We start from the raw sequence: 14,537 nt of genomic DNA, 5'->3' as shown, positions 1-14,537 counted from the left end.
GACAGGAGCCGCGATGCGTTTCAAGGCCCCCGATCTTGCCACCGCGCAGCATTGGGCGAACGTGCTGCAGGCGGCCGGCATCGGTTGCGAGTTGCACAACTGCTACGCGACCGGTGCGCTCGGTGGCCTGCCCGCCGACGCGTGCGCGCCCGAGCTGTGGCTCGACGACGAGCGCGACGATGCGCTCGCGCGGCGGCTCCTCGATGCGGCGTCACACGGCCCTGCGGCCGGCGCCGTGCCGTGGCGCTGCCACCGGTGCGGCGAGATGCTCGAAGCCCAGTTCACTGCCTGCTGGCAATGCGGCGCCGTGCGCGATCCGCGCGACGACTGAATGGACCGCCCCGACGCACAGCAAGAAGGCCGGCATCGAGCCGGCCTTTTCATTTCATCGGATGCCGCACTATCGCGTCACGATACCCAGACCGCCAGCGTCAGCATCAACAGCAAGATCATCCACAGGATCACGGCGCGCCACACCAGGCCAACCGCCGACTGCAGCGTGCGCGGCGTGCAATCGTCACCGACCGTCAACGGACCGCTGTCGCCGACCGCGAGCGCGTCGAGGCTCGACGGTTCCGCAAGCGGCCCCGCGAGGCGTGCACCGAGCGCGCCACTGCCAGCCGCGAGCAGCACGCCGTCGTTCGGGTCGGGCCACTGGCGCGTGTGATTGCGCCACGCGTAGATCGCATCCTCGAAGTTGCCGACGATCGCGAAGCCGAGCGCGGTCAGCCGCGACGGAATCCAGTCGATCACGAAGAACGCGCGCTGCGCGAAGGTCGAGAACGCAGCCGTGCGATCGTCGCCCGGCGTCGACCAGCTGCGCGCGAGATATTCGGAGATGCGGTACAGCACGGCGCCGGCCGGACCGATCGGCAGCACGTACCAGAAGAACACGCCGAACACGTGGCGATGCGACGCGACGACCGCATGAATCAGCGTATGGCGGACGATTTCGCCGACCGGCATATCGACCGTGTCGATGCCCGTCCACTCGTGCAGGATTTCGCGCGCGCGCGGCACGTCGTCGTTGTTGAGCGCGAGATGGATATCGGTGAAATAGTGGCTGAACTGGCGGAAGCCGAGCGTGAAATACACGACCACGACGTTCCAGATGAACGCGAGCACGAAGCTCACCTTGTACAGCAGGAAGTAGATCAGCGCGACGACCAGCACCCACGGCAGCACGACTGCGAGCCATGCGAGCACGCCATGCTTTTGCTTGCCGGCGTCGAGGCCATGTGCGACGGTTTCCGCATGAAACTGGAACAGCGCGAACACCGGATTGCTCGGCGACAACGCGCGGACCTGTTCGATGATGAGAGCGAGGAGAACCGAAAAGAAAGTCATGCGTGGCGCCGTCTTCGGAGTTATGTCATTTTTTGCATAACGATAGCACAGCGTAAGGGCCGCATGGCTGCTGGCGCGACAGGCCCGGTGCCGGCCGCATGAGCCAGATCAGACGGGAGGCTCTCCGGCTGCCAAGAAGCGGTACAGATTGCGCAACATGCCTGCAGTTGCGCCCCAGATGAAGTAACGCCCGGCCGATTCGCCATTCGGATAGGGCATCGCAAAAAAACGACGCTCGCCGCCTTCCCAGCGGAACACGCGCACCTGGTGGTTCGCGGGACTCATCAGGAACGCGAGCGGCACTTCGAAAATCTCGGCGACTTCGAACGTGTCGGCCTGCACGGTGAACGGCGGATGCACGAGCCCCACGACGGGCGCCACGCAGAAGCCGGTACCCGTCAGGTAGTCGGGCAGCGCGCCGAGAATCTCCACCCGTTCGGCGGCCAGCCCGATTTCTTCCTTCGCCTCGCGCAGCGCGGTCGCGGTCGTATCGCGATCGAACGGCTCGCGGCGGCCGCCGGGGAAGCTGATCTGCCCGGCGTGGTCGTTCAGGTGATCGGCGCGCTGGGTCAGCAGCACGGTGAGGCCGCTCTCGCGCACGACGAGCGGCACGAGGACAGCGGCGCTGCGCGGATCGACGCCCTCCTGCAGCCTCGCCTCGCCGGGCTCGACGCTCCAGTCGAGCGTGCGCGCGAAACGCTCGCGCAGCCCGGGCGGCGTCATCAGGCGGGCATCGATGGACGGCAGGCCGGCGCCAGTGCCTTCGACGGGCAGCACTTCGGGATCAATGATGGGGCGGCGATTCAAGGGGCTCTCGGGTTCGTGACGTATCGAGCATATTGTCGCGCCAGAATGAAAAAAGCACCCGGGAGGGTGCTTTTTCCTTACAGCTCTTACTCTTGGGAAGCTGCTGCGGCGCGATCCTTCGACACCAGCTTTTCCTTGATTCGAGCCGACTTGCCCGAACGCTCGCGCAGGTAGTACAGCTTCGCGCGACGCACATCACCGCGACGCTTCACGACGATGCTCGCCAGCAGCGGCGAGTAGGTCTGGAACGTACGCTCGACGCCTTCGCCCGACGAGATCTTGCGGACGATGAAGTTCGAGTTCAGGCCACGGTTGCGAATCGCGATCACGACGCCTTCGTACGCCTGAACGCGCTTGCGGTTACCTTCAACCACGTTCACGTTCACGATCACCGTGTCGCCCGGGGCGAATTCGGGGATCGTCTTGCCGGCGAGCGCGCGCTCGATCTCTTCCTGCTCAAGTTTTGCAATCAGATTCATCACTGACTCCTAAAGCCATCTTGTCGGCGTTTGCACCCGCCTGCTTCCAGGCCTGGCCCCGATAGAGGATGGATTTACATCAGGCACCGCGCACGCATGCACGGCACCGCCATTTCCCGCCCGCGACGCCGCCTCAGGAGGCGCTCTTCGCTTCGCGTGCGAGGTTCGCAAGCCACGCCTCGTCGGCCCGGCTCAACAACTTCTCGCGGCGCGCCCGGACGATCAGGTCCGGCCGCTTCCGCAACGTATTCTTCAATGCTTCCTGGCGTCGCCACCGTTCGATCTCGGCATGATGCCCGCCGAGCAGCACGTCCGGTACGCGCATCCCCTCGTATTCCTCGGGGCGCGTGTAATGCGGACAATCGAGCAGCCCGTCGGCGAAGCTGTCCTGCACCGCCGACTGCGCATCGTTCAACACACCGGGCAGCAGGCGCACGACGGCATCCATCATCGCCATCGCCGGCAGTTCACCACCGGACAGAACGAAATCGCCGAGGCTGATTTCCTCGTCGACGCAACGATCGAGCAAACGCTGATCGATCGCTTCGTAGCGGCCGCACAGCACGATGAAACCGGGTTCCTGCGCCATCCGCACCGCACGTTCGTGCGTGAACGGCGCACCCTGCGGCGACATCATCACCACACGCGTGCTCGCGATGCCCTGCTCCGCCTGCGCTGCTTTCGCAGCGCCGATCGCGGCCTCGAGCGGCTTGGCCAGCATCACCATGCCCGGACCACCACCATACGGACGATCGTCGACCGTGCGGTAATTGTCCGTCGTGAAATCACGCGGGTTCCAGGTGCGCAACCCAAAGCGCTCCTGCTTCACAGCCCGACTGGTAATTCCCCAGTCGGTCAGCGCGCGGAACATTTCGGGAAAGAGCGTGACGACGTCGAACTGCACCGCGCTCTCCGTAACCTGGTTCATTAGTAATCGGCTTCCCAGTCGACGACGATGCGACGTGCCGCCTGATCCACCGTTTTGACGTAGACGCCGACGAACGGAATCAGCCGTTCGTCGGTGGCCGGCCGACCATCCTTGCCGACTACCGGATACTCGACGCGCATGATCGAATGCACGCCGTTGTCGATCATCCCGCTCACCGTCCCGAGCGCCACCGATTGCTCGTTGACGACCTCGAGGCCGATCAGGTCGACCCAATAGAATTCGTCCGCGTCCAATGCCGGGAAATCCTCCCGGCGCACGAACACGCGAAAGCCGCGCAAAGCGAGTGCGGCATCGCGGTCGCTGACACCTGCGGCATGCGCGACGACAGTGTCACTGTGCGTCTTCGACTGCAGGATGCGGGCGGATAACCGCTCCCCACCCCGTTCCAGCCACCAGCGGCGCGCCTTGAGCAGCGCGTCGCCGCCGCGACCGGCGTCGGCATGCGTCGCCACCTTGATCCAGCCCTTCAGGCCGTAGGCGTCGACCACCGCCCCGACCTCGACAGCATCGTCAGGCCAGGCTTGCACCGCTTCGAGACTGCCCTGCTCGGCAGCCGCACCGGCGCTCGCGACAACGTCGCGCTCGACCGGCTTGCGGACGAATGCGCCAAACGACGCTCGCCCGCGCTTTGCGTTACCGGAATCGTGACCGGACATCAATGCTCCTTGCAGCCGGCACGACCGGCACACCGCGCCATTGTTAGGCAGCCGGCTGCGCCTTTTGCGCTTCTTTCACGAGACGCTGGACGGTCGGCGACAGTTGTGCGCCAACACCTTGCCAATACGTCAGGCGATCTTGAGCGATACGCAGCGATTCGCCCTTCGTAGCAACCGGGTTGTAGAAGCCGACGCGCTCGATGAAGCGGCCGTCACGACGGTTGCGCGAATCGGTAGCGACGATGTTGTAGAACGGGCGCTTCTTCGAGCCGCCGCGAGCCAGACGGATGATAACCATATGAAATCCTTCGGGAAAACCGGGTTCGAAACTACTGAAACGTGCGATTATAGCCGGAAACCAAAGCCACAACAAACACTTACGCGCAAAAATTCCGCAGGCGCCCTGTCCGCCGGGCATACAATCGTCGTGTCCACGACGCTCCCCGCCGCCATGCCGCTATTTCGCGTGACCCCGGCGCGCCGCGCGCAGCACCGCCTCGCGGGCTTGCTGGCCGGCCTCGTCACCTGCCTCGCAGCCACCGCGGCTTGCGCCGCACCGCCGGTGGGCGAACTCGTCGTGCCGCCCGGCTTCCGCGTCGACGTGCTGACCGACGCCGTGCCGACCGCCCGCGAAATGGCGTGGTCGCCGCGCGGCATTCTATATGTCGGCTCGCGGGAAGGCCGCGTGCATGCATTCGTGATGCAGGAGGGCCGGATCACGGCCCGGTACGTGATCGCATCGGGGCTCGACATGCCCGTCGGTGTCGCGTATCGCGACGGCGCGCTCTATATCTCAGCCGTGTCGCGCATCCTGCGCCTCGACCACATCGACGACCGGCTCGCCAGGCCGCCCACCCCGGCAGTCGTGACGGACGCACTGCCGGCCGAACATCATCACGGGTGGAAATTCATTGCGTTCGGCCCCGACGGCAAACTCTACGTTCCAACCGGCGCGCCGTGCAACGTGTGCCTCGCCGATCGTAGCCGCTACGCGATCATCGCACGCATGAACGCCGACGGCAGCGGTCGCGAAGTATTTGCCCGCGGCGTGCGCAATACCGTCGGCTTCGCATGGCACCCCGATTCGGGTGAATTGTGGTTCACCGACAACGGGCGCGATCTGATGGGCGACGACGTGCCCGACGACAAGCTCAACCGCGCGCCACGCGCGGGGCTCGACTTCGGCTTTCCCTACTGTCATGGCGGCGACACGCCCGACCCCGAATTCGGGAGCGCCAACGTGTGCCGCCGCTATGTGCCGCCCGTGCTGAAGCTCGGTGCGCACGTCGCGGCACTCGGCATGCGCTTCTATACGGGACCGATGTTTCCTGCGTCGTTTCGCAACAACATCTTCATTGCCGAACACGGCTCGTGGAATCGCAGCTCGAAGGTCGGTTACCGCGTGATGCGCGCGGTCGTGTCAGCCGACGGCAGCCACTCACGCCAGACACCATTCATCACGGGCTGGCTGCGCGCGGACGGCACCGTGTGGGGACGCCCGGCCGACGTGCTGCCGCTGCCGGACGGCTCGCTGCTCGTCAGCGACGACCATGCAGGCGCCATCTACCGCGTCACCTATGCGGCACCTTGACGCAGGCGAGGGGTGACCAGGCCCGACCGGGCATCGTAGAATGCGTGCCGGGCCGAGCGCCCCGCGCCGGCCTGCCGGCCGCCCATGCCAACGATAATCCGCCGCCACCCATGTCCAGCAGCACCGCACCGTTCCGCCGCTTCCGCTCCAAGACGCTCACCGCCGCCCTCGCGCTCCTGTTCGGTTCGCTCGGCGCGCACCGCTTCTACCTGTACGGCTTTCGCGACGTGTACGGCTGGGCGCACTTGCTCGCGACGATCGTCGGGATTCCGGGTTTCATGCTGCTCGCCGCGACCCAGCGCAGCGCCGGCCTCGGATGGTGGCTCGCCGTGCCGGGCGCGATCTCGCTGCTGGCTGCGTTCCTCGCCGCGCTCGTCTACGGCCTGCGCCCCGACGAGAAATGGGACGCTCAATTCAATGCCGATACGGGCAAGCACAGCCGGTCGGGCTGGACAGTGATCTTCATCGTGATCTTCTCGCTGCTGATTGGTGCATTCCTGCTGATGACCGCGCTCGCGCTGTCGTTCCAGACGTATTTCGAATCGCAAGTCGAAGCGGCGAAGCAGATTTCGCAATAAGCGCCGACGCGCCCCGATCAGAACAGGCTCAACTGCATGTCGTCACGCGGTTTCACGCCGGTTGCGCCCCCTACCATGCGCCGAGTGGCCGCCCCGGCCGCCGGCGCGCCGCGAAACTGCGACAGATCCAGAATGCCGTTCGCACGCTCGTTCAACCCGAGGCGCTTCACGGCCTGCCGGAAACGCTGCCGCAACAGGTCGGCCCAGATACCCTCGCCCTTCATCCGTTTCGAGAAATCCGAGTCGTAATCCTTTCCGCCGCGCATGTCGCGCACGCGATTCATCACGCGCTCCGCGCGATCGGGAAAATGCGCGGAGAGCCAGTTCTTGAACAGTGGCGCGACTTCCCAAGGCAGCCGCAGGATGATGTAGCTCGCATGCGTCGCACCGGCTTCCGCGCAGGCCTCCAGCACGCGTTCCATATCCGGCTCGGTGACGAACGGGATCATCGGTGCGATGCTGACACCCACCGGCACGCCCGCGTCGCGCAGCGCGCGGATCGTACGCAGCCGGCGCGCCGGCGTCGCCGCACGCGGCTCGAGCGTGCGCGCGAGATCGGCGTCGAGCGTCGTGATCGTGACCGCGGCCATCACCTGCCCCCGCTCCGCCATCGGGGCAAGCAGGTCGAGATCGCGCTCGATCAGCGACGATTTCGTGATCGCGGCGAACGGCAGCCCGTGATCGTGCATCACCTGGATCACGCTGCGCGTGATGCGCAAGTCGCGCTCGACCGGCTGGTATGCGTCGGTGTTGACGCCAAGCGCGATCGGTTCCGGCACGTAACGCTTGCGCGAAATCTCGCGCTCGAGCAGTTCGGCCGCGTTGACCTTCGCATAAATGCGGCTCTCGAAATCGAGCCCCGGCGACAGGCCGAGATAGCTGTGGGTCGGCCGTGCAAAGCAGTAGATGCAGCCGTGCTCGCAACCACGATACGGATTGAGCGACACGCTGAACGGAATGTCCGGTGACCGGTTGTGCGTCAGGATGCTCTTTGCGCGCTCCTCAAACACCTGCGTGCGCAGCGGAGCGGGCAAATCCGCGTCGTCCGATTCGTGCGTCCAGCCGTCGTCGACCGCTTCGCGCAGCGCCGTTTCGTACCGCCCCTGGAGGTTGTCGACCGCACCGCGCCCCTTGCGGGGCGCTGGCGGCGCTATCGGAAATTCGTTGTCGGACCGACCGTCCATGCGCTCACCCATTCACCTGCACCTAATACTGTATATTTATACAGTATTAGGTGCAGCATGCCAAGGGCGAGATAAGGGGTCCGACAGCAGGCCCGGCAACGGCCCTGCCGCAGCGGTCATTCGCCGACCGAGATCGTCAGCGTCTCCTTGATTTCCTCCATCACGACATAGCTCTTCGACTGCACCGCGCCGGGCAGTTGCAGCAGGATGTCACCGAGCAGCTTGCGATAGTCGGCCATCTCACCGATCCGCGCCTTGATCAGATAGTCGAAGTCGCCGGACACGAGATGGCATTCGAGCACCTCGTCGATCTTCATCACTTCGCGACGGAACTGCTCGAACATGTTGCCGCCCTTGTGGCCGAGCGTGATTTCGACGAACACCAGCAGCGCCGCGCCGAGCTGGCCCGGATCGACGCGAGCGTGATAGCCAGTAATGACGCCGTCGCGCTCCATGCGCCGCACGCGTTCGATGCACGGCGTCACGGTCAGTCCAACCTGTTCCGCGAGGTCCTTCATCGCCATCCGGCCGTCGTCCTGAAGCAGTTTGAGGATGCGCCGGTCGAGCTTGTCGAGCGAGCGTACTGGCTGGCGTTGCGTTCTCATTGGTTTATGCTGAAAACCTGAAAAATACGATAACAAAACCTACACATTCGACAATACCATAGCTCAAAAAACTAGATCAGCTAGAGGTTACACGGAGACGCACGTGCGCCCGGCCTCGACCTGATTCCTTCCATCTGGAGCAGCTATGCGAGTCGTCATTCTGGGCAGCGGTGTGGTGGGCGTGGCAAGCGCGTATTACCTCGCGCGCGCCGGTCATGAAGTCACGGTGATCGACCGGGAAGCCGGTCCGGCGCTCGAGACGAGCTTCGCGAACGCGGGCCAGATCTCGCCCGGCTATGCCGCGCCGTGGGCCGCGCCCGGCGTGCCGCTGAAGGCCGTCAAGTGGATGTTCGAAAAGCACGCGCCGCTCGCGATCCGCCTCGACGGCACGCGCTTCCAGCTCCAGTGGATGTGGCAGATGCTGCGCAACTGCACGGCCGAGCGTTATGCAGTCAACAAGGGCCGCATGGTCCGCCTCGCCGAATACAGCCGCGATTGCCTGCAGGCGCTACGCGCCGATACCGGCATCCAGTACGAAGGACGCACGGGCGGCACGCTGCAGCTGTTCCGCACGCAACAGCAACTCGATGGCGCGGCCAAGGACATCGCGGTGCTGCAGGAAGCAAACGTGCCGTTCGAACTGCTGTCGCCGGCCGAGCTGAAGAATGCCGAACCCGCACTCGCGGCCGTGTCGCACAAGCTGACGGGCGGCTTGCGCCTGCCGGGCGACGAAACGGGCGACTGCCAGCTGTTCACGACGCGCCTCGCGGCGCTCGCGGAATCGCTCGGCGTGAAGTTCCGCTACAACACGCCGATCGACGCGCTCGCGATCGCCGGCGGCAAGATCGCCGGCGTGCAGTGCGGCAGCGAGACGGTGCGCGCGGATGCGTATGTCGTCGCGCTCGGCTCGTACTCGACCAGCTTCATCTCGAACCTGATGAAGATTCCGGTCTATCCGCTCAAGGGCTATTCGATCACCGCGCCGATCGTCAACGAGACGGCTGCCCCCGTATCGACGGTGCTCGACGAAACCTACAAGATCGCGATCACACGTTTCGACCAGCGCATCCGCGTCGGCGGTATGGCCGAGATCGTCGGCTTCGACAAAAACCTGCGCGCCGCGCGCCGCGAAACGCTCGAAATGTGCGTGAACGACCTGTTCCCCGGCGGCGGCGACACGTCGAAAGCGACTTTCTGGACGGGCCTGCGCCCCATGACGCCGGACGGCACGCCGATCGTCGGCCGCACGCCGGTCTCGAACCTGTTCCTGAACACCGGCCACGGCACGCTCGGCTGGACGATGTCGTGCGGGTCGGGCCAGCTACTCGCCGACCTGATCTCGGGCAAGAAGCCGGCGATTCAGGCCGATGACCTGTCGGTGCATCGCTACCTGAAGGATGTAGCCGGCCAGACACGCCCGGCATACGCATAAGTCGCAACGGCCTGCGGCGACGCAGGCCTGTCGGCATCCACGAAGAAGGCGCTCCTTGTGGGGCGCCTTCTTCGTTGCAGCAAACACGTTGGCGGCTCGGAACGGGGCTTGCGTCGACACGTACACGCTCGCTGTTGCCCTTCACGCCAACGATCGACGCTGCGAGCCCATCTGCTTGCACGAGTGCATGCTTCGTGCAGCATTGCATGATCGTGGCTCGGCGCATCGAAAAACGCCCCGCCCTCATCCGCATGCCGCAAAAAAGGGGCGCTCATCGCGCCCCTTGTCTTCTTGCATGCTTACCGCCGAAGCGGCATGCCGCGTCAGCCGAGCTCGTTCACGAGCTCCGGCACGAGCGCGAACAGATCGCCGACGAGGCCGTAATCGGCCACGCTGAAGATCGGCGCTTCCGGATCCTTGTTGATCGCGACGATCACCTTCGAATCCTTCATGCCGGCCAGATGCTGGATCGCACCCGAGATGCCGACCGCGATGTACAGCTGCGGCGCGACGATCTTGCCGGTCTGGCCGACCTGGTAGTCGTTCGGCACGTAGCCGGCGTCGACTGCCGCGCGCGATGCGCCGAGTGCTGCCGACAGCTTGTCCGCCAGCGGCTCCAGCACCTTCGTGTAGTTCTCGCCGCTGCCCAGGCCACGGCCGCCCGACACGATGATGCTCGCCGACGTCAGCTCCGGACGGTCCAGCTTCGTCACTTCACGGCTCACGAACTGCGACTTGCCGGCGTCGGCTGCCGCTTCGATCTTCTCGACCGCTGCGCTGCCGCCTTCCGCGGCAACCGGATCGAAACCCGTCGCACGCACAGTGATCACCTTGATCGGATCGCTCGACTGCACCGTTGCGATCGCGTTACCCGCGTAGATCGGGCGCTCGAACGTGTCCGCGCTGTCAACCGCCGTGATGTCCGAGATCTGCGCGACGTCCAGCTTCGCGGCGATACGCGGCGCGATGTTCTTGCCGTAGGCGGTAGCCGGCGCGAGGATGTGCGAATAGTCCTTCGCGATGTTCAGCGTGGTCGCTTCGACGTTTTCCGCGAGGCCCACTTCGAGTTGCGGCGCGTCGGCCAGGAGTACCTTCGAGACACCTGCGATCTTCGCCGCTGCATCTGCTGCCGCTTGCGCGTTGTGGCCCGCGACCAGCACGTGGATGTCACCGCCAATCTTCGCCGCCGCTGCCACCGTGTTCAGCGTCGCGGCCTTGATCGACGCGTTATCGTGTTCTGCAATCACCAGAATCGTCATTTCTCTGCGCTCCCTCTTACAGCACCTTGGCTTCGGTCTTCAGCTTCTCGACCAGCGTCTTCACGTCCGGCACCTTCACGCCGGCTGCGCGCTTCGGCGGCTCGACCACCTTCAGCGTCTTCAGACGCGGCGCGACGTCCACGCCCAGGTCTTCCGGCTTCACCGTTTCCAGCGGCTTCTTCTTCGCCTTCATGATGTTCGGCAGCGTCACGTAGCGCGGCTCGTTCAGGCGCAGGTCGGTCGTGACCACCGCCGGCAGCGTCAGCGACAGCGTTTCCGCGCCGCCGTCGACTTCACGCGCAACGGTTGCACGGCCGTCGGCGATCGTCACCTTCGATGCGAACGTCGCTTGCGGCAGGTTGGCCAACGCGGCCAACATCTGGCCCGTCTGGTTCGAATCGTCGTCGATTGCCTGCTTGCCGAGGATCACCAGTTGCGGCTGCTCCTTGTCGACCAGCGCCTTCAGGATCTTCGCGACGGCCAGCGGCTCGACGCTGTCGTTCGACTCGACGAGGATCGCGCGATCCGCGCCGATCGCCAGCGCCGTGCGCAGCGTTTCCTGCGCTTGCGCGACACCGACCGACACCGCGATCACTTCGGTCGCCACGCCCGCTTCCTTCAGGCGCACGGCTTCTTCCACCGCAATTTCGTCGAACGGGTTCATCGACATCTTCACGTTCGCGATGTCGACACCCGTGTTGTCCGACTTTACGCGGACCTTCACGTTGTAATCGACCACTCTTTTCACTGGCACCAGGATTTTCATGCACACGCTCCAAAGTTACGAATACGACCAGAGGCCATTCTATAGCGAGGCCTCATGACTGCGCGGCCAAGCGGACCCATCCATCGCGGCTATCGAGGATAGCGCTCCTCTTCGGCACGCCGGCAATAGCGAACGATCGTTCTATTTTAAAAGAGAAAAAACCCGGACGCAAAGCCCGGGTTTTCGATCATCGACTCTAATCGTCGCCGGGCGCGCCCTGTACATCGTGTTACCAGGCGGCAATGACCGCGCCGCCGAACTTCTGTTCGATGAACTGCTTCACTTCCGCGGAATGGTAGGCCGCGACCAGCTTCGCGACCCACGGCTTGTTCCTGTCAGCCTCGCGAATCGCGAGAATGTTCGCGTACGGGCCATTCGGGCCCTCGATCGCGATCGCGTCCTGCTTCGGTTTCAACCCCGCTTCCATCGCATAGTTGGTATTGATCGCCGCCGCGTCGACGTCGCCGAGCGAGCGCGGAATCTGCGCCGCATCGAGCTCGACGATCTTCAGCTTGCGCGGATTGTCGACGATGTCGAGCGGCGTCGCCTTCAGCCCCGCATCCGCGCGCAGCTTCAGAAGCCCCTGCTTTTGCAACAACAGCAGCGCGCGGCCGCCGTTGGTCGGATCGTTCGGCACCGCGATGTGCGCGCCGGGCTTGAGTTCGGCCAGCGACTTCACCCGCTTCGAATAGATGCCCATCGGAAACGTGACGGTATCGGCGACCTTGACCAGCTTGTAGCCGCGATCCTTCACCTGCGCCTGCAGATACGGCGCGTGCTGGTAGCTGTTCGCGTCGAGATCGCCCGACGCGAGCGCCGCGTTCGGCTGCACGTAATCGGAGAATTCGACGACGCGGATGTCGAGGCCGCTCTTGGCCGCAACCTTCTTCACCACGTCCATGATCTGCGCGTGCGGGCCGCCCGTCACGCCCACCTTGATGGTTTCAGCCTGCGCATGCGCGCTCGCGAACAGCGCGGCCGCGCCGAGTGCGGCCGCGAACTTCAGCATGAAGCGTCGTTGCATCGTCTCCCCCAACGGTTGGATGTCGTTTTTACTTGTGGCTCAGCCGGCGCACGAGCCAGTCGCCGAACGATTGCACGATCTGCACGAACACGATCAGGATCGCGACGACCGTCCACATCACTTCCGGCAGATAGCGCTGGTAGCCGTAGCGGATCCCCAGATCGCCGAGTCCGCCGCCGCCGATCGCGCCGGCCATCGCCGAATAGCCGACGAGCGACACGAACGTGATCGTCAGGCCCGCGACGATGCCTGGCAGCGATTCGGGCAGCAGCACCTTGAACACGATCTGCGACGTCGTTGCGCCCATCGACTGCGCGGCCTCGATCAGCCCGCGGTCGACTTCGCGCAGCGCGGTCTCGACCAGCCGCGCGATGAACGGCGCGGCCGCGAGCGTCAACGGCACGACCGCCGCGGCCGTGCCGATCGACGACCCCGTGACGAGTCGCGTTAGCGGAATGACCGCGACCAGCAGGATGATGAACGGCGTCGAGCGCACCGCGTTCACGATGCCGCCTAGCACGCGATTCACGCCGAGGTTCTGGAGCACGCCTTGGCGGTCGGTCAGATAGAGCAGCACGCCGAGCGGCAGCCCGACGAGCGCGCCAACCGCCCCCGAGATGCCGACCATGATCAGCGTCTCCCAGAACGACTGCACGAACATATCGAACATCTCACTCAACATGCGAAAGCTCCTCTACCACCACACCTTGCTCGCGCAGGAACGCGAGCGCCTGCCCGACCTTGCCCGGTTCGCCGCCCGCGAGCACAGCGAGCGATCCGAACGCCTGCCCCTGGATCTCGTCGATCTGGCCGTGCAGGATGTTGAAATCGAGTTCGTACCGGCGGATCGTCTCCGACAGGATCGGCTGGTCGACACCCGAGCCGGTGAACGCAAGCCGCAGCAAGTGCCTGCTGCCCGTCTTGAGCCGCTCGGCGACACGTGCCTTCAGCGCCGGTGGCAGCTCCTGCGCGATCACGTCGCCGATCAGCGCGCGCGTCACTTCGTGATGCGGCTGCAGGAACACGTCGATCACGCGGCCTTCTTCGACCACGCGGCCCGCATCGAGCACCGCGACGCGATCGCACACCTGCTTGATCACTTCCATCTGGTGGGTAATCAGCACGATCGTCAGGCCGAGCTCGCGATTGATGCGCTTGAGCAGATCGAGGATCGAGCGCGTGGTTTCGGGGTCGAGCGCCGACGTCGCCTCGTCCGACAGCAGCACCTTCGGCTTGCTCGCGAGCGCGCGGGCGATGCCGACGCGCTGCTTCTGGCCGCCGCTGATCTGCGCCGGATAGCGATCCTTCTGCGCGGACAGCCCGACGAGGTCGAGCAGCGGCAGCACGGCCGCCTCGATATCGGTGCGGCTCGCGCCTGCCAGTTCGAGCGGCAGCGCGACATTGTCGAACACCGTGCGCGACGACAACAGGTTGAAGTGCTGGAAGATCATGCCGATTTCGCGGCGGGCTTCGCGCAGCGCGCCGGCCGGCAGCACCGTGAGGTCGCGTCCGCCGACGACGACGTTGCCTTCGGTCGGCCGCGTGAGCAGGTTGATGGTGCGCACGAGCGTGCTCTTGCCGGCGCCGCTTCGGCCGATGATGCCGAACACCTCGCCCTGCGGGATCGTCAGATTGACGTTGTGCAACGCGTCGACCCAGCCGGTCGGCCCAGGGAAACGCTGCGACAGATTGCGTAATTCGATCATGTAAACAAAACGGCGGCCGGCTGGCGAGGCCCGCCAGTCGGCCGCCGATGCATCTGGAATAGCCGGCGATTTTACCGCAAACGCCTCATTCCACTTAATAATCGATTTCGATCTTTTCATAACCAGACGAAATTAGAGGAGCGTTGCTGGCCCG

The 14,537-nt window shown here is 64.9% G+C and carries 17 protein-coding genes; 4 read left to right on the top strand and 13 right to left on the bottom strand.

Annotated elements, in window-relative coordinates; all coding sequences use genetic code 11:
* Positions 1 to 13 precede the first annotated feature (13 nt).
* On the top strand, positions 14 to 331 hold the full coding sequence (locus tag AC1Z3W_RS23715; RefSeq protein ID WP_057928089.1) for a putative signal transducing protein: 318 nt from the start codon (positions 14 to 16) through the stop codon (positions 329 to 331).
* A gap of 77 nt (positions 332 to 408) precedes the next feature.
* Here AC1Z3W_RS23715 and AC1Z3W_RS23710 read toward each other — a convergent pair whose 3' ends face one another.
* From AC1Z3W_RS23710 to rpsP, 6 genes are all read right to left on the bottom strand, one after another.
* The gene (locus tag AC1Z3W_RS23710; protein WP_057928090.1) at positions 409 to 1,347 is read right to left on the bottom strand and encodes a CobD/CbiB family protein; all 939 of its coding nucleotides are present in this window, start codon (positions 1,345 to 1,347) and stop codon (positions 409 to 411) included.
* 108 nt (positions 1,348 to 1,455) lie between these two features.
* A complete protein-coding gene (locus AC1Z3W_RS23705; protein WP_057928091.1) occupies positions 1,456 to 2,154 on the bottom strand; it encodes a CoA pyrophosphatase in 699 nt (232 codons plus the stop codon).
* A gap of 86 nt (positions 2,155 to 2,240) precedes the next feature.
* Positions 2,241 to 2,633 (bottom strand): 50S ribosomal protein L19, encoded by a 393-nt coding sequence (rplS, locus tag AC1Z3W_RS23700; RefSeq protein WP_006753174.1) that lies wholly within the window; start codon positions 2,631 to 2,633, stop codon positions 2,241 to 2,243.
* A gap of 133 nt (positions 2,634 to 2,766) precedes the next feature.
* Positions 2,767 to 3,561, bottom strand: coding sequence for a tRNA (guanosine(37)-N1)-methyltransferase TrmD (gene trmD / locus AC1Z3W_RS23695; RefSeq protein WP_057928092.1), 795 nt, complete (start codon positions 3,559 to 3,561; stop codon positions 2,767 to 2,769).
* A complete protein-coding gene (gene rimM / locus AC1Z3W_RS23690) occupies positions 3,561 to 4,238 on the bottom strand; it encodes a ribosome maturation factor RimM (RefSeq protein ID WP_057928093.1) in 678 nt (225 codons plus the stop codon). The genes trmD and rimM overlap by 1 nt, the downstream gene beginning before the upstream one ends.
* A gap of 43 nt (positions 4,239 to 4,281) precedes the next feature.
* Positions 4,282 to 4,536 carry a 30S ribosomal protein S16 gene (gene rpsP / locus AC1Z3W_RS23685; protein WP_006476550.1) on the bottom strand — a complete coding sequence of 85 codons (255 nt, stop codon included), beginning with the start codon at positions 4,534 to 4,536 and terminating at the stop codon, positions 4,282 to 4,284.
* Between the two features lie 153 nt (positions 4,537 to 4,689).
* On the opposite strand from rpsP, the gene AC1Z3W_RS23680 reads away from it, so the two are divergent.
* Both AC1Z3W_RS23680 and AC1Z3W_RS23675 read left to right on the top strand, forming a co-directional pair.
* Entirely contained in the window at positions 4,690 to 5,829 is a 1,140-nt protein-coding gene (locus AC1Z3W_RS23680) for a PQQ-dependent sugar dehydrogenase (protein ID WP_057928094.1), read from the top strand.
* Between the two features lie 110 nt (positions 5,830 to 5,939).
* Complete coding sequence (locus AC1Z3W_RS23675; RefSeq protein WP_057928095.1) at positions 5,940 to 6,407, top strand: NINE protein; 468 nt, start codon at positions 5,940 to 5,942, stop codon at positions 6,405 to 6,407.
* Positions 6,408 to 6,424: 17 nt separating this feature from the next.
* On the opposite strand, the gene AC1Z3W_RS23670 is transcribed toward AC1Z3W_RS23675, so the two are convergent.
* Positions 6,425 to 7,603 (bottom strand): PA0069 family radical SAM protein, encoded by a 1,179-nt coding sequence (locus AC1Z3W_RS23670; RefSeq protein ID WP_124834879.1) that lies wholly within the window; start codon positions 7,601 to 7,603, stop codon positions 6,425 to 6,427.
* Positions 7,604 to 7,707: 104 nt separating this feature from the next.
* Positions 7,708 to 8,196: an Lrp/AsnC ligand binding domain-containing protein gene (locus AC1Z3W_RS23665; RefSeq protein ID WP_006762687.1), complete on the bottom strand. Its 489-nt coding sequence runs from the start codon at positions 8,194 to 8,196 to the stop codon at positions 7,708 to 7,710.
* Between the two features lie 145 nt (positions 8,197 to 8,341).
* Between AC1Z3W_RS23665 and AC1Z3W_RS23660 the strand changes: the two genes are divergently transcribed.
* Entirely contained in the window at positions 8,342 to 9,628 is a 1,287-nt protein-coding gene (locus tag AC1Z3W_RS23660; RefSeq protein ID WP_124834880.1) for a D-amino acid dehydrogenase, read from the top strand.
* A 323-nt stretch (positions 9,629 to 9,951) separates the two neighbouring features.
* On the opposite strand, the gene AC1Z3W_RS23655 is transcribed toward AC1Z3W_RS23660, so the two are convergent.
* The 5 genes from AC1Z3W_RS23655 to AC1Z3W_RS23635 all read right to left on the bottom strand — a co-directional run bounded on the left by AC1Z3W_RS23655 (position 9,952) and on the right by AC1Z3W_RS23635 (position 14,383).
* Positions 9,952 to 10,887 (bottom strand): electron transfer flavoprotein subunit alpha/FixB family protein, encoded by a 936-nt coding sequence (locus tag AC1Z3W_RS23655; RefSeq protein ID WP_057928098.1) that lies wholly within the window; start codon positions 10,885 to 10,887, stop codon positions 9,952 to 9,954.
* A gap of 16 nt (positions 10,888 to 10,903) precedes the next feature.
* Positions 10,904 to 11,653: an electron transfer flavoprotein subunit beta/FixA family protein gene (locus tag AC1Z3W_RS23650; protein ID WP_057928099.1), complete on the bottom strand. Its 750-nt coding sequence runs from the start codon at positions 11,651 to 11,653 to the stop codon at positions 10,904 to 10,906.
* Between the two features lie 229 nt (positions 11,654 to 11,882).
* Positions 11,883 to 12,677 (bottom strand): MetQ/NlpA family ABC transporter substrate-binding protein, encoded by a 795-nt coding sequence (locus tag AC1Z3W_RS23645; protein WP_124834072.1) that lies wholly within the window; start codon positions 12,675 to 12,677, stop codon positions 11,883 to 11,885.
* Between the two features lie 28 nt (positions 12,678 to 12,705).
* Entirely contained in the window at positions 12,706 to 13,359 is a 654-nt protein-coding gene (locus AC1Z3W_RS23640; RefSeq protein WP_057928101.1) for a methionine ABC transporter permease, read from the bottom strand.
* Positions 13,349 to 14,383 (bottom strand): methionine ABC transporter ATP-binding protein, encoded by a 1,035-nt coding sequence (locus tag AC1Z3W_RS23635; protein WP_057928102.1) that lies wholly within the window; start codon positions 14,381 to 14,383, stop codon positions 13,349 to 13,351. Before AC1Z3W_RS23635 ends, AC1Z3W_RS23640 begins: the two co-directional genes overlap by 11 nt.
* Positions 14,384 to 14,537 lie beyond the last annotated feature (154 nt).

The organism is Burkholderia sp. 10_S31, from assembly GCF_056930375.1.
Note: the sequence above shows the minus strand (reverse complement) of the source record. Positions and strands in the feature narration are given on the sequence as shown.